Here is a 13,604-nt window from a genome sequence, read left to right as displayed (position 1 = left end):
TCGCGCATCGGCGTTAGGCTTGGGGACGCGCCAAGAAAGAGAGGTCTCCCATGTCGTTGTTCGATGCCGTTGAACTCGCCCCCGCAGATCCCATCCTCGGACTGACCGAGGCCTACAACGCCGATACCAAGCCGGACAAGGTGAACCTGGGCGTGGGCGTCTACCTCAACGAGCACGGCAAGCTGCCGCTCCTGGAGTGTGTGCGCATCGCCGAGCAGCGTCTCGCGGAGGAGGGCAAGCCCAAGGCCTACCTCCCCATCGACGGCATGCCCGCCTACCGCGACGCTGTGCGGGAACTCGTCTTCGGTACCGAATCCACCGCGCTGGCTGAGAACCGCGTCGTGACGGTGGAGTCGCTGGGCGGCACGGGAGCGCTCAAGGTGGGCGCGGACCTGCTGAAGCAGATGAACCCGTCGGCCACTGTGCTGCTGTCAGACCCCAGCTGGGAGAACCATCGCGCGCTGTTCAGCCGCGCCGGGTTCCGCGTCGACACTTACCGGTACTACGACGCCGAGGCCAAGGGCCTCAACTTCGAGGGGATGCTCGCAGACCTCCGACGTGCCGATGCCGGCACCATCGTGGTGCTGCACGCCTGCTGCCACAACCCGACGGGCTACGACCTCGTCGAGGAACAGTGGGACCAGGTCATCGAGGTGCTACGTGAGCGCAACCTTGTGCCGTTCCTCGACATGGCCTACCAGGGCTTCGGGTTCGGTCTGGAGCGCGACGGCGCGGTCGTCGGCCGTTTCGTCGACGCGGGTCTGGAGTTCTTCCTGTCGACCTCGTTCTCGAAGTCGCTCAGCCTGTACGGCGAGCGCGTCGGCTCACTGTCGATCGTGACCGTTGACGCAGACGCGGCCAAGCGGACGCTGTCGCAGGTCAAGATCTGCATCCGCACCAACTACTCGAACCCCGCCACCCACGGCGCCGCCATCGTCGCGGCGGTGTTGTCGGATCCAGCGCTCCGCGCCAAGTGGGGCGAGGAACTCGGCGAGATGCGCGAGCGGATCAAGCGCCTGCGTCAGGACCTGGTGCAGCAACTCGAGGCACGCGGCATCACGGACATGGGGTTCATCGCCGAGCAGATCGGCATGTTCAGCTACTCCGGGCTGACCAAGCAGCAGATGGTCGCGATGCGCGAAGATCACGGCGTCTACGGCACCGATTCGGGCCGGATGTGCGTGGCGGCGTTGAACGAGGGCAACCTCGGCAAGGTTGCCGACGCGATCGCCGCGGTGCGCTGAGCGCCGTCACCCCGCAGTGCGGGCGAGGCCGCTGGCCCGGCGAGCGGGCGTTTCCACCGCCGTGGCCAGTGCCTCCCACGAGCCATACAGCGTGACACGTTCCTGCGCCCTGGTGACAGCGGTGTAGAGCAACTCCCTCGTCAGCAGGGGAGAGCCCGGCGGGGGCAGCACCACCGACACCTCCGCGAACTGGCTGCCCTGCGACTTGTGGATGGTCATCGCGTGCAGATCCGCCGCGTCGTCGAGGAGCGACGGCGCCACCCTCAGCGCCGCCTCCGGCAGGTCCACCACCGCCATGAGGCCGCCGTCGTCCTGCACGACCACAGCGGTGTCGCCGTTGCTGAACAGGTCTGTGTTGCGCTGGATGAGGAGCGGCTGCCCCACGTAGGGACGCGTGTCGAAGCCGTACTCCTCCAATTGGGTGGCCAGCCAGGTGCGCACGGAACGCGCCCAGTGGGACACCCCGAACGGGCCCTCGCGGTGGCCGCAGAGGATCCGGTGGCGCTCCAGCGCACGGTTCGCGACGGTGCCCTCGCCCTTCCTGGCTGCCGCCTGGACGAGCGTCGCCGTGGCGAGCGCGTCGTGCCGGACCTCCGTCAGCGTCGCCGGGTCTGCCGAACCGCTGAACTCGACGAAACGCAGGGACTCAGATTCTTCCACGAGGTGGCGCGCCCGGGCAGAGTCGCCGGTGAGGATGGCATCTGCAAGCTCGTTGATGTCCGCCCTCGAGCGGTAGTTGTGCACCAGCCGGACGATGGCGCCGCCAGGTGCGGTCACCAGATCATGGGCACGCTCGATGTCTGCCAGCACGGCGCCGGCCTCCACGGAGCGCAACTGGTGCGGGTCTCCCAGCATCACCAGCCGGGTGGTGGGCGCCACTGCCTCCAGGAGCGACGTCATGAGCTCGAGGGACACCATGGAGGTCTCGTCGACGACCACCAGATCATAGGGAACCGGATTGTGCGCGTTGAACTCCATCTGGGTGGTGCGGGGGCGGGCGCCGAGCAACTTGTGGATGGTGCCACCCCACAGCCTGCCGTGCTCCTGCCCCTGCTCGCGGACCGCCTGCTGGAGCCTTGCTGCGGCCTTCCCCGTGGGCGCCACGAGCGCGATCCGGGGGGATTGCGGCGCCAAGGCGTGCAGGATGCGCGAAACGATGGTGGTCTTGCCCGTGCCGGGGCCGCCGGTGATCACCGTGGTGCCGTGGTTGAGGGCCGCGAGCACCGCCGCGTTCTGGTGCGCGTCGGCCTCCTGCTCCGTGCCGTCCGGGCGGGGCAACGGGGCGGGGGGCTCCGAGTGCGAGGCGAGCGCAGGCAGGGAGCTGCGGCGTCGCAGGATCTGGGCCAGCCTGCGTTCCTGCCGCCAGTACCGGTCCAGGTAGAGCAACGTGCCATCCAACCGGAAGGGCCGGTTCTCGTCACCCTCGGCGTCAGCAACCGCTGCGGAGCCGGCCACCGCCTCGATCCAGTGCTCGCGCTCGGGCCAGGGGAGGGCGACCGCCTCCCCGGCTTCGGCGTTTGAGTCGTCGTCCGACTCGGGACGCAGATCAGAGGCGGCCGTCGCCAGATCGAGGCACACCGAACCGAGCCGCAACTCGCGGGCGGCCAGCGCGAACGCCAGGAGGACCTGCGGTTCGGCTTCGCCGCTGAGAGCGCCCAGCCGCTTGGCCAGGTGGAAATCGATCAACCCCAGCCAACCAGCCTCGCAGAAGGTGCGCAGCAGGCCGGTGGCGGCCACGGGGACTTCACGCATGGGCACCTCCGAGCAGATCAGAAACCGCGATGACCAGTTCTGCCGGAGGGAACCAGCCGAAGACCCCGCAGGAGGCGCCGTCGACCACCGGCGTGTCCTGCCCTGCCATGCCACGGACGAACAGGTAGCCCACGCCGCCCAGATGGGTGTGGGGGGAATAGCCGGGGAGGCGTTGACCGAGGTAGCGGTGGAGGGCGGCGCAGTACAGGATGGCCTGGAGCGGGTAGTGGGCCTGCATCATGGCCTCCGCCATGGCGGGCCCTGTGTAGTGGCCCAGGGTCAACTCGTCGCCGGCCGTGGGTGCGAGCCGGTTGGTCTTGTAGTCCACGACGACGAACCTGTCGCCGAGTTGGAGGACACCGTCGATGGATCCGGTGAGGAACCCGTTGAGCACGGCGCCCGCGGCTTCCGAAGTGGCCAGCCTCTCCGGGTAGGCCGCCAGTGGGTCTTCAGGAGCCAGGTGCTCAGCCATCAACGCGGCCAGTTCACGCAGCGTGGCGGGGGTGCCCCCATCTGCCAGAGGCAGGTCGAAGTCGAGCTCTGGGAGCCGCTTGGCCAGCGGAACGTCCGTCAGTGCGGCTGGCGACAGGGGCAGCAGCGGGGTGCGGCACAACTGCACGAGCGACGCCGCCAGTTGCGCGGACTGCTGCTCATCGAGGTTGTGCGCAGGGCCCATGACGCGGAGGAGTTCCGCAGCGTGGGGCTCCAGCCGACCGGGGGTCCAGTCCAGGAGTTCGAGCACTTCATGCACCAACGTGCCGAAGGCTGCACCCGCGGGAAGGCCGGACATGGGCGACGGCGCGCTGAGCGCCGGGTCTGACGCCGCTGGCGGGGCCACGTCGAGCTCAACGGCTTCATCCGTGATGACGCGCACCGCCGTCTCGTGCAGACCCTGGGTGAGACCCGAGTACGACGTGCGGCGCCACGTCTGGTCGATGCTGCGGCGCAATCTGGCTGCCGCCAGCGTGGCGTTCGACGGGGCCGGGGCCGCCACGCGACCGGGATGCGCCGGATCCAGCGGGGTGGTCAGGATGCGTCCGGTGCCGATGGCGGGCAGCCGGGTGAGGAGCACGTCCAACGGGCTGTCGGAACGGGCGCCCTTAGGCTTGGCGATGTGCCACGCGATGGCGAGATGCTCTGCGCGCGTGAACCCGACGTACAGGAGACGCAACTCTTCGTCGCGGTGCTGCGCCTGGAGATCCCTGGTGATCTCGTCGTTCCACTGCGGCTTGGGGCCGATGTACAGGTGGCGACGACCCTGTTCGACGATGCTGAAGGGCCGGTGCCGCTGGGCCTGGGCGCCTCCGGTCTCCGGCAGCAGCACGATGGGGAACTCGAGACCCTTCGCGGCATGCATCGTCATCACCCGGATGGCCGGCTCGTCGGTGGCCACCCTCAACGAATCCGATTCGTCGTCCGGGATGCCGCGCGCCTCGCCGAGGGCGATCAACGCACTCAACGTGGTTTCTCCGGCCGCGTCGAACAGTTCGGCCAGATGGGCCACGTCTGCCAACAGCCTGTCGCCGTCCGGTTCTGCCAGTAGCCGGCTGTCGAGGGCGGTGTGCGTGCGCAGGTGGGTGCGGACGGCGGCCACCCCACCGTCGCGCCAGCGCTGCGCGAGTTCCCGCACCAGGGTGCTCACACGGGCTGCCTCCTCCGGACGGTCCGAGAGGAGGTCCGTCAGCGGCGAGCCGATCAGGGGCGTCATGGCGGCGAGCCTGATGTGGGCCTGGGTGGGGTCGTCCATCGCCCGGAGGAGGGTGATCCAGTGCCGGTTGGCGGGCTGGGACCACACCGACTGGGTGCCGGTGAGCACCGCGGGGTGGCCCGCGTCCCCGAGCGCGGTGCGGATGGCCCTGCCGCGGGCGGTGGTGCGCACCAGGATGGCGATGTCCGCCGGGTCGAAACCCCGGGCCAGGATCTGGCGCACCTGCCGGATGACGTCGTGCTCGATGGCGCTGTCTGCCGCGATGTCGCCGAGCTGGTCCGAGACGGCGGTTCGGAGCCAGAGGCGGGCGTGCGCGGGCAGTTCATCATGCCGGGGGCCGTGGTGGGCGCCCACAGGGGTCACCGTCACGGTCTCCTCGCCGAGCGTGGTGGTGCCGAACAGCTCGACCACCCCCTCCACCAGCGGCCGGTCCGTGCGGTAGTTGGTGCCGAGACTGGCCAACTCAGCGTGCCCGCGGGCGGCGAGGTAACTGCCCAGGTCTGCTCCTCGGAACCCGTAGATGGACTGCTTGGGGTCACCGATGAGGATGGTGGGCCGGTCCGGGCCCACGAAAGCGGCCTTGAGGATGGCCCACTGGTCCGGGTCTGTGTCTTGGAACTCGTCCACCAGGACCACCCGGAAACGGCGCTGCAACTCCGAGGCGACGGCCGCCCCGGTCACGGTATCCGAGAGGAGGCAGCGCAACCGGGTGGTGACGTCGTCGAAGGAGCAGAGGCCCAGGACGGCCTTGCGGCGGGCATACAGCTCGCGCACCGCCTCCGCATAGTCGAAGTACGGCCCGGAGGTGGGCAGCAGCGGCAGGCTCTTGGTGCAGACGGCCTCCCCGATGAGGAGCGCCTGCTGCGCTGTGATGGGCGGCGTCTCCTCGTCGCGGTAGAGCTTCAGGTAGATGTCCGTGGCGCATTCCCGGGCGAGGTCCACCGGGTCTGCGCCCACCGTCTCAGCCGGGTCCCAGTCTCCGAGGATGCCGAGCTCGAGGAGCATGGCCTGACAGAAGGAGTGGGTGGTCAGGATGGTGGCTTCGTTGAAGCGGGCGACGGCGGCCACCAGTCGTGCGCGGTGGAGCGCCGCGTCGGCCGTGCTCAGGAGGCGGGCGACCGGATCTTCGGCGGCCTCTCCGGAGAGCGGCAGCCCGGCCTCGATGCGGTCCATGTCGGCGATGACCTGCTGCAGGCGGGCGAACACCCTGGTACGCATCTCCCCGGCGGCGTGGTTGCCGAAGGTGATCAGGAGCAGATCAGCGACGTCAAGCCCCTCCTCGGCCAGGTAGCGGGCCGTGAGCGCGGCGATGGTGTACGTCTTGCCGGTGCCCGCGCTGGCCTCCAGCAGCACGGTGCCGGTGGGCAGGGGTGCGGTGATGTCGAAGGTGGTCACGACCAGCCTTTCGCGAGCGGGGCATACAGTTCCCAGGCCCAGGCCTGGAACGGGCTGACCTGCCCGTTGACCGGGTCTCCCGGGAGCAACTCGTCTGTGAGGAGTTCGCGCACGTCGTCCGCGTAGAACAGCGGCCAGGCCTCGCCGGGCTTCGCCCACTTGGACTTCCAGTGGCCGACGGGACCACCCCAGTCTGCGGCCCGGAACTTGCCGGCGATGAACTCGCGTGCGTAGGTGAGGGCCGGCCCGCAGGGCACGGTGACGAGCCGGTGCTGGCCCTGCGCATAGGCACCGGCCAGGGTGGTGAGGTGGGTGAGCGCATCCTGTGCCGTGGGCGGATCAACCTGGGTGGCTTCTGCAGCAATGGCGTACCGGGTGGCCTGCGTCTTGACGAACCGGTGGAATCTGGCGGGGGCGGCGATCCCCTGGGCGGCCAGGGCCAGGCTGTCCAGCCATGGCCGCAGGATGTTCTGGTCGCCCCTGCTGGGCGTGGCGACGAGAGCGAAGCCGCTGCGGGTGCACACCTCGTCCACCACCCTGACCGTGCCGGCGCCACCGAGATCCAGCTCGAGGTCCACCGCGTGCCGGGCGACGGGACCGGACCATTCGCCCCACGCGCTCTTCCACAGGAGGACCGCATCCGCCTTTGCGGCCTGGAACAGCGCGTCACCGATGCGCTGGGGCGGAAGGTCTTCCCGTTGCCGGAAGTAGCTTTCCACCGATTCAAGGGTTGTGCCGCTCTTCCAGGAATCCACCAGCGCGTTGACGACCTGCCACTTCTCCAGGCCCCCCGCCTCCAGCGGCATCTCGTCCGTCACCTGTGGCTCTGCGTAGAGCGTGATCCCACCGGCCGAGCGCAGGAAGGTCTTCGCGGGGTCCAGAAGGAACCGCTCCAGCTGCGTGAGGGTGAGCTGGGCCGGGGAAGGGCCCACCTCCCGTGAGCGCGCCTCCGTTCGGCGGCGGGCCGTGATGGTGAGCGCCCCAGAGCCACTGGCACGCCGGGACTCGGCCCCTCCGAGGGCCGGCAGGTCGAAGCTGGGCCGGCTGAGGAAGTTGGCCTCCGACGTGGCCGTGGGTGGATGCGTGAACGCCGCGGCGGACCCGCCGAGCTGTTCGAGCAGCCAGCTGACCGCCACCGGCTTGGCCGTGCTGCGGTTGGTGCGCTGCGAGGAGGCCTGCCTGACGATCAGGAGTTTCTCCGTGGACCGGGCATGGGTGAGGAGTTGGCGCAGCCGCCTGGCGCGCACGTCCGGCGCGTGATCACCGAGGTCCACGGAATCAGGCAGGACGCCGCCGCGCCCGGGCACCACGTCGTCTGTGACGCCCAGCATGGCGAGCACCCGGAATTCGACGTGCTGCAGTTCACCCAGGGGGATCACCTGCAGGGTGCCGTTGCCCGCCGCGACACGGGCGCGCGGCGGGCGGGCGGCGTCTTCAAGGAGGTGGGCGAACTCGTGGGGCGTGAGCACGGTGGCGTTGCCCTGGTGGTCCGACTCGAAACGGGCGAGCACCGCCAGCGCGTGGAGCAGTTGCCATTGCTCCGTGCGGGGAAGCCCGACCAGCGAGCCGAGGGCGTCCCTGGACCGCGTAACCCACTCCGGCACCGTGGCCGGCGACGCAGTGGCTGCGACGATGCGCCGGAGGCGCGCCAACACCTCCACGAGCGCGCCCACGACAGACAGATCCGACGCGGTGACCGCTTCGGACCCGGACAGGCCGAGCCCCACGTCGGTCCCGGGCGCGACGGCGAGACCGATGAGGAGCCTGTCGATGCCGCGCACCCACGTGTTCTGTTCGACGCCGGACAGCTCGAATAGGGCACGGTGTTCGGTGTCCAGACCCCAGCGGATGCCCGCACCGGCGATCAGTTCGACCACGGCGCGGCGCTCCGTCAGATGCCAGCGGTGCGCGATGGGAGGGCTGAGGAGCAGCCCCACGATCTGTCTGGCGGTGGCCCGGGACCTGCCCAGGCGCAGCAACGCGACGAGGAGGGTGAGGACGGGGTTGGCGTCCAGCGAGCCGATGGGCTGTACCCGCAGAGTGCGGCCGGGATGGGCCTTGTCGTCGACGGCGGCGAAGGCGGAATCCAGCAGCGCGGAGTAGCGCTCCGGCTGTGGGCAGAGGATGGCCACCTCCCTGGGTTCGAGAGAGGGGTCTTCGGCGAAGGCGCGCGTGAGCTCGTCGCGCAGCACCTCTACCTGCCTGGCCTCACCGTGGGAATCATGGACCGAGACGATGGGCGGGGGAGCGGCTCCGTCCGGGAGGGATTCCACGGCGTCGGCGAGCTCGGTTGCCCAGCCGTCGCCCGCGGAGCCCGCCGGTTGCAGGACGGTGAGCCCGGGGCCGTCCCCCAGTGCGCGGAGGGCCTGCAGCTGCGGCCTGGTCAGGTCGTCCACCGCGATCACGAAGGTGGGCACCGTGTCGGCCCGGGCCGCCTCGTAGGTCTTCTCGAGCGTGACGAGCGGGTCCAGTTCCAGCGCGTCGGTCACGGCGCGGAACAGTGCGGGCTGCCAGGACAACGCGTCCGGGATGGTGGCCCCTCCGAGGCCCGTGTCCGCCCCGGCTGTCCAGCTGGCAAGGAGCTGGGGCGTGTGGTCCAGATAGCCGCGCAGCAGGCGCGCGATGCGGATGGCGGTGGCCCGACGCCGCCCGGGGCGCGTGTCATCTGGGGCGAGGGCACGTGCCACCAGCGGGTGCTGCACCTGCGCGAGCGCCTCTGCCACCGCCAGATCCAGCGGGGTGCCCAGCCAGCGGGAACGGTTGCGCTCTTCGCTGGCCTGCTGGGCCAGTTGCCGCATGAGATCTGCGGGGGAGAGGTAGCTGATGCCTGCCGAGATGCCCAGGCGGGCCGCCACCTCCTGGCCGAGGACGCGACCCGTGGCCCGAGTGGAAACCACGACGCGCAGGGTGATGAAAGGATCTGTTGCCACCGCCGAGATTTCCCGTGCGAGATGGTCCACCAGGGTTGCCCACCGGGCGCCTCTCACCAGTCTCACCGTCATGTCGTTCACCCTACTGGCGGCTCCCGACAATTCCGTTTTGTCCGCCCGGGACGGTATGAATGACGCCGTGAGCAACCACATCCTCGACGCCCTTGATCCCGAGCAGCGCACCGTCGCGACTCTGCTGGATTCACCGGTGGTGGTGCTCGCCGGAGCCGGCACCGGCAAGACCCGCGCCATCACGCATCGCATCGCGCACGCGGTGAGCGAGGGCCGCTATTCGCCCACGGCCACGCTCGCAGTCACGTTCACCACCCGGGCGGCCGGCGAGATGCGTTCCCGTCTGGCAGGGCTCGGGGTCCGGGGTGCGCAGGCGCGCACCATCCACTCGGCGGCGCTGCGGCAGTGCCAGTTCTTCTGGCCGCAGGCCTACGGTGTCGCCTTCCCCTCCGTCGCACAGAACACGTTCGGTCTGGTGGCGCGCGCCGCCCACCAGGTGCTGGGCAGCTCGGACACGGCGCTGGTGCGAGACCTCGACGCGGAGATCAGCTGGGCCAAGACGAGCAATGTCGCCCCGGCGCAGTACGTGGACATGGCAGAGGGACGTTCCGTCAACGGCGCCGCCCCGTCCCAGGTGGCCAACGTGATGACGCTGTACGAGAAGGCCAAGCTCACCGAGGGCACCGTGGACTTCAACGACATCCTGCTGTGCAACGCGGTGCTCCTCAGCGAGCATGCGGAGATCGCAGAGACCATCCGCGCCACCTACCGCCACTTCGTCGTGGACGAGTACCAGGACGTCTCCGCACTGCAACACCGCCTCATCCAGTTGTGGGTGGACGGCAGGCCGGACGTGTGCGTGGTGGGCGACGCGAACCAGGCCATCCACTCCTTCGCGGGTGCCGATGCCGGCTACCTGCTCCGGTTCGCCAATGAGTACCCCTCCGCCCGGACGGTGCGCCTCGTGCGCAACTACCGCTCCAGCCCTGAGGTGGTGGCGTCGGCCAACAAGATCCTCCGGGTGAGCGGCGGCGCGCCCGGGGCGCTCAAGGCCACCAGGGACACCGGGCCGGCGCCGTCGTTCCATGCGGCACCGGATGAGGCGACTGAGGCGGCCGATGTCGCCGATTGGCTGAAGGTCCGTCACGGCGCCGGCACGAGGTGGGCGGAGATGGCGGTGTTGTACCGCATCAACGCACAGTCGCCTTCACTGGAAGCGGCGCTCACCGAACGCGGCATCCCCTACACGGTGCGCGGCACGGAGCGGTTCTACGACAGGGCGGAGGTTCGCCAGGCCATCGTGGAGTTCGGTCGCTCCTCCCAGCGCGACGAGGAAGCCCCGCCCGGCGCGATCATGGACACCGTTCTGCGCGGGCTGGGATGGAAGCCGGAGGCCCCGTCCGGACAGGGCAGACAGCGCGAGCGGTGGGAGTCGTTGACGGCGCTGCGCACGATGGTGGCGGAGGAGACGGGCAAGCGGGAGGCCTGGTCCGGGGCAGATGCCGCCACCTGGTTGCAGGAGAGGGCCAGTTGGCAGGCCGCACCGGTGGCGGATGCCGTCACGCTCTCCACGCTGCACGCAGCCAAGGGTCTCGAGTGGGACGCCGTGGCCATCGTCGGAGTCCGCGAGGGCATGATCCCGTTCGTGCTCGCCCAGGAGGAACCTGCGCTGTCAGAGGAACGTCGTCTGCTCTACGTCGGGTTCACCCGCGCCAGGCGCGACCTGCGCATCAGCTGGGCGGCGTCGAGGGGCAAGGCCACCCGCTCCCGCTTCATCGGAGACCAGGTGAGCGGCCCCGTGGAGACGACCACCGCGCGCAAGACCACCTCCGTGCGCTCCCGGACCTGCCGTGTGTGCGGCAATCCGCTCCACACAGCGGCGGAGCGGAAACTGAACCGTCACACCGACTGCGAGGTGTCCTACGACGAGGCCCTCTTCGAGGCGTTGCGCACCTGGCGCAAGCAGGTAGCGGAGGAGACACGCATGCCGGCCTTCGTGATCTTCACCGACGCGACGCTGCAGGCGATCGCGGAAGCGGCACCCACAAGCCCTGCGCAGTTGTTGAAGCTGCCGGGGATCGGCCAGTCCAAGCTCACCAAGTACGGCGAGGGCGCCCTGACCATCGTGCGCCAACATCAGGAGTCGTGACAGCCGCGGGTGCGGCACTCGGCCCGCCAAGGCCAGGTGAACAGGCTGAGACCCGGCTCGTCGATGTTCCACATCCACGTGGAGCCCATGAGGTCCGTCGTGCCGTGCCGCAGCAGCGCCACGGCCTGCAGGGCGGTCCATGCCGAAGCCCAGGCGGTCAACTCCGTCAGGGCCCCCCGCTCGGATGGTGTGCGCTCCGCAGAGGACAGACAGGCGGGGCACGGGCCGAAGCCAGGTGCGACGTATGGCCCCACCGCGGCCCCTCTCGCGTGCCACCACACATGCAGGGCCCCCGTCTCGGCGCCATAGATCTCTGACTCGAGAACCGGATGGCGGCCCGGTGCCCAGGTGAGGATCGCCAGTGCGGAGGCGGACGTGGTGCCGGGCGACCGGTGGGCTGCCTTGGGGGTGACGGTCCGGGTGAACAGGCCCGCGCGCTGGAGCCCGGCGGCGATCGCGGCGGTCCGGGTGGGGGACCCGAGGACGGTGAGGACAGGGGTGCTGAAGGTCATGGAGGACACTCTGGTGGCCGGCAGCGGCCATCACCCTGGCGTCGGTGCCAACGGACAACACCGGGGAGGCAACGGACAACACCTGGACCCCGTCGGACAACACCTGGACGCCGACGGACAACACCCGGGGGCAAAGCTACGGGGCGGCAGCGTCACGCTGCCGCCCCGTCAAGCTGTGTTCGGGCTCAGGCCTTGCCGAGGATGCGGTTCAGGTTGGTGCCACACACCGGGCACTTGCCCTTGGCCATCTTGGTGCCCTTGGCGTTGACGACGACCTCGCCCTTCGCGTCGCGCTTGTCCTTGCACTTGACGCAGTAGAAAGAACCTTCCCAGGTCTCTGCAGCCATGAATTTCCTCCTTGTTTGGGGCGCTGATGGGTTCAGCAACCCTGATCACTGTAGCGGGGCGACAAGCTCTGTTGGTATGACACACCGCGCCTGTAGAAGCGGAATCCCGGGTTCGTGATCCGCCTTCCCCTGCGAATTCGACCCCGGGACTCCTGTGCTGAGTTAACCGTGCGACGGTGAGCCGCGTCAAGGAGCAAGTGTCAGCGCGGGGAGTCCCCGCCCAGCAACTTGCGCAATTCCGCGTCCATCTCGTCCTCTTCCGGCTCTGCGTGAGCGGTGCCGGCCGTGAAGGAGAGCGGGTCCTCCAGATGCGCCCGCGTGGGCAGCAGATCGGGATGGCCCCAGACCGCGTCGCGCCCGTCCATGCCCCGTGCATGTTCGACGGCGGCCCACAGGTTCTTCGCGTCCCGGACGAGCCGGGGGCGGAGATCCAGGCCCAACAGCTCGGTGAAGACACCGGTGACGGGTGCGGCGGAACCGCGACGGCGGTGCAGCACCTCTTCCAGTTGCGGCGCGTTCGGCATCCAGGGCGCGGCGGCGCGTCCGGCCACGTGGTCCACCCATCCCTCGACCAGTGCGAGCAGGACCTCGAGCCGCTCGAGGATCTCCACCTGGATGGCCGTGCTGGCCGGCTGGAAGAAGGAACCGCGGACCTGTTCGCCCACTGCCACCATGTCCTCCATGGTCAGTTGCTCCAGGCTCTCCGGCCGCAGGGATTCCGCGATCGCGTCGAAGTCGATGGTGATCTCGCGCGCGTAGTGGGCGAGCAGCGCGCTGAGCTGGGGTGACAACCAGCCGACGGCGTGGAAGAGCCGCTGCCTGGCTGCCTCACGGAGCAGCAGGTACAGCGTCACGTCGGTGTCGCTGGCGTCGAGGTCCTGGGTGAACTGGGCGACGTTGACCGGCACCATCACCACGTCGTTGGAGCCCAGAAGGTTGAAGCCGATCTCCGTGCCGGTGAGGATGTCGCCGGCTACTCGGGCCAGTTCCCGCTTCAGGCGGTCGCGGTAGATCAGGGAGGCCGACTGCTTCATCATGGGGCCCATCATCTGGGCGAGCGGCTGGAGGTCTTCGTCCTGCTCGGCCCCGCTACCGCGGCGCAGGGCATCCGCCAGGCCGTCGATGATGGGATCTATCACCGCACGCCAGCCGTCACCGGTCTCGTCGAGCCACGCGCCCTTGGTCAGCGCCCGGGCAGGGCGGCCCGTCTCGGAGAAGGTGGTGATGGGCGAGAGCCAGTTCTGGGCGAGCCGCTCAGCGTCGACGATGGCGGAGCGCTCCTCCGGCCGCAGCTCCGGGTCCCCGCCCGCCTCCGCAGCCAGGTGCTTGGCCGCGGTGAGCGTGGTGCGCCAGGCGGCGTCCGGATCGCGGTCCGCGGCGGTCATGCCGAACATGAAGCCACCGCCGGAAGCCTGCATCTTCTGAACGTGCGCCACCAGGTCTTCAAGATTCAGGTTGTCGGCATCACCCAGCCCGAGTTGCTCCAGCATCTTGCGCAGCTGCTCGAAGTCGAAAGGACCGAACGAGGGGTTGGACATCAGTTTCCTCCTGTGCA

8 protein-coding genes are annotated in these 13,604 nt (G+C 69.5%); 2 read left to right on the top strand and 6 right to left on the bottom strand.

Annotation, left to right across the window (positions count from 1 at the left end):
* Positions 1–50: 50 nt before the first annotated feature.
* The gene (locus C3E87_RS12120; RefSeq protein ID WP_076063257.1) at positions 51–1,244 is read left to right on the top strand and encodes an amino acid aminotransferase; all 1,194 of its coding nucleotides are present in this window, start codon (positions 51–53) and stop codon (positions 1,242–1,244) included.
* A gap of 6 nt (positions 1,245–1,250) precedes the next feature.
* Here C3E87_RS12120 and recD read toward each other — a convergent pair whose 3' ends face one another.
* Genes recD through C3E87_RS12105 form a run of 3 tightly spaced genes read right to left on the bottom strand, consistent with a single transcriptional unit; the run spans position 1,251 to position 9,101 of the window.
* Complete coding sequence (gene recD / locus C3E87_RS12115; RefSeq protein ID WP_076063255.1) at positions 1,251–2,996, bottom strand: exodeoxyribonuclease V subunit alpha; 1,746 nt, start codon at positions 2,994–2,996, stop codon at positions 1,251–1,253.
* The gene (locus tag C3E87_RS12110; protein ID WP_143571032.1) at positions 2,989–6,099 is read right to left on the bottom strand and encodes a UvrD-helicase domain-containing protein; all 3,111 of its coding nucleotides are present in this window, start codon (positions 6,097–6,099) and stop codon (positions 2,989–2,991) included. The genes recD and C3E87_RS12110 overlap by 8 nt, the downstream gene beginning before the upstream one ends.
* A complete protein-coding gene (locus tag C3E87_RS12105; RefSeq protein ID WP_076063253.1) occupies positions 6,096–9,101 on the bottom strand; it encodes an exodeoxyribonuclease V subunit gamma in 3,006 nt (1,001 codons plus the stop codon). Before C3E87_RS12105 ends, C3E87_RS12110 begins: the two co-directional genes overlap by 4 nt.
* Between C3E87_RS12105 and C3E87_RS12100 the strand changes: the two genes are divergently transcribed.
* Positions 9,100–11,190: an ATP-dependent DNA helicase UvrD2 gene (locus C3E87_RS12100; protein ID WP_369819272.1), complete on the top strand. Its 2,091-nt coding sequence runs from the start codon at positions 9,100–9,102 to the stop codon at positions 11,188–11,190. The two genes, C3E87_RS12105 and C3E87_RS12100, sit on opposite strands and share 2 nt — an antisense overlap.
* Here C3E87_RS12100 and C3E87_RS12095 read toward each other — a convergent pair.
* The 3 genes from C3E87_RS12095 to C3E87_RS12085 form a co-directional block, all read right to left on the bottom strand.
* Complete coding sequence (locus tag C3E87_RS12095) at positions 11,178–11,702, bottom strand: hypothetical protein (protein WP_076063249.1); 525 nt, start codon at positions 11,700–11,702, stop codon at positions 11,178–11,180. The genes C3E87_RS12100 and C3E87_RS12095 overlap by 13 nt on opposite strands.
* Positions 11,703–11,887: 185 nt before the next feature.
* Entirely contained in the window at positions 11,888–12,049 is a 162-nt protein-coding gene (locus C3E87_RS12090; RefSeq protein WP_182764892.1) for a DUF5679 domain-containing protein, read from the bottom strand.
* Positions 12,050–12,249: 200 nt separating this feature from the next.
* The gene (locus tag C3E87_RS12085; protein ID WP_076063247.1) at positions 12,250–13,587 is read right to left on the bottom strand and encodes a zinc-dependent metalloprotease; all 1,338 of its coding nucleotides are present in this window, start codon (positions 13,585–13,587) and stop codon (positions 12,250–12,252) included.
* Positions 13,588–13,604: the final 17 nt, after the last annotated feature.

Source organism: Tessaracoccus sp. ZS01, assembly GCF_022342445.1.
Taxonomy (GTDB): Bacteria; Actinomycetota; Actinomycetes; order Propionibacteriales; family Propionibacteriaceae; genus Arachnia.
The sequence above is the reverse complement of the archived record's forward strand: the minus strand, read 5'-3'. Positions and strand labels throughout refer to the sequence as shown.

What these genes read in the sequence shown, in the direction of transcription:
- C3E87_RS12120 (WP_076063257.1), top strand. Translation starts at nt 51, where the DNA reads ATGTCGTTGTTCGATGCCGTTGAACTCGCCCCCGCAGATCCCATCCTC.
- recD (WP_076063255.1), bottom strand. Translation starts at nt 2,996, where the DNA reads ATGCGTGAAGTCCCCGTGGCCGCCACCGGCCTGCTGCGCACCTTCTGC.
- C3E87_RS12100 (WP_369819272.1), top strand. Translation starts at nt 9,100, where the DNA reads ATGTCGTTCACCCTACTGGCGGCTCCCGACAATTCCGTTTTGTCCGCC.
- C3E87_RS12105 (WP_076063253.1), bottom strand. Translation starts at nt 9,101, where the DNA reads ATGACGGTGAGACTGGTGAGAGGCGCCCGGTGGGCAACCCTGGTGGAC.
- C3E87_RS12095 (WP_076063249.1), bottom strand. Translation starts at nt 11,702, where the DNA reads ATGACCTTCAGCACCCCTGTCCTCACCGTCCTCGGGTCCCCCACCCGG.
- C3E87_RS12090 (WP_182764892.1), bottom strand. Translation starts at nt 12,049, where the DNA reads ATGGCTGCAGAGACCTGGGAAGGTTCTTTCTACTGCGTCAAGTGCAAG.
- C3E87_RS12085 (WP_076063247.1), bottom strand. Translation starts at nt 13,587, where the DNA reads ATGTCCAACCCCTCGTTCGGTCCTTTCGACTTCGAGCAGCTGCGCAAG.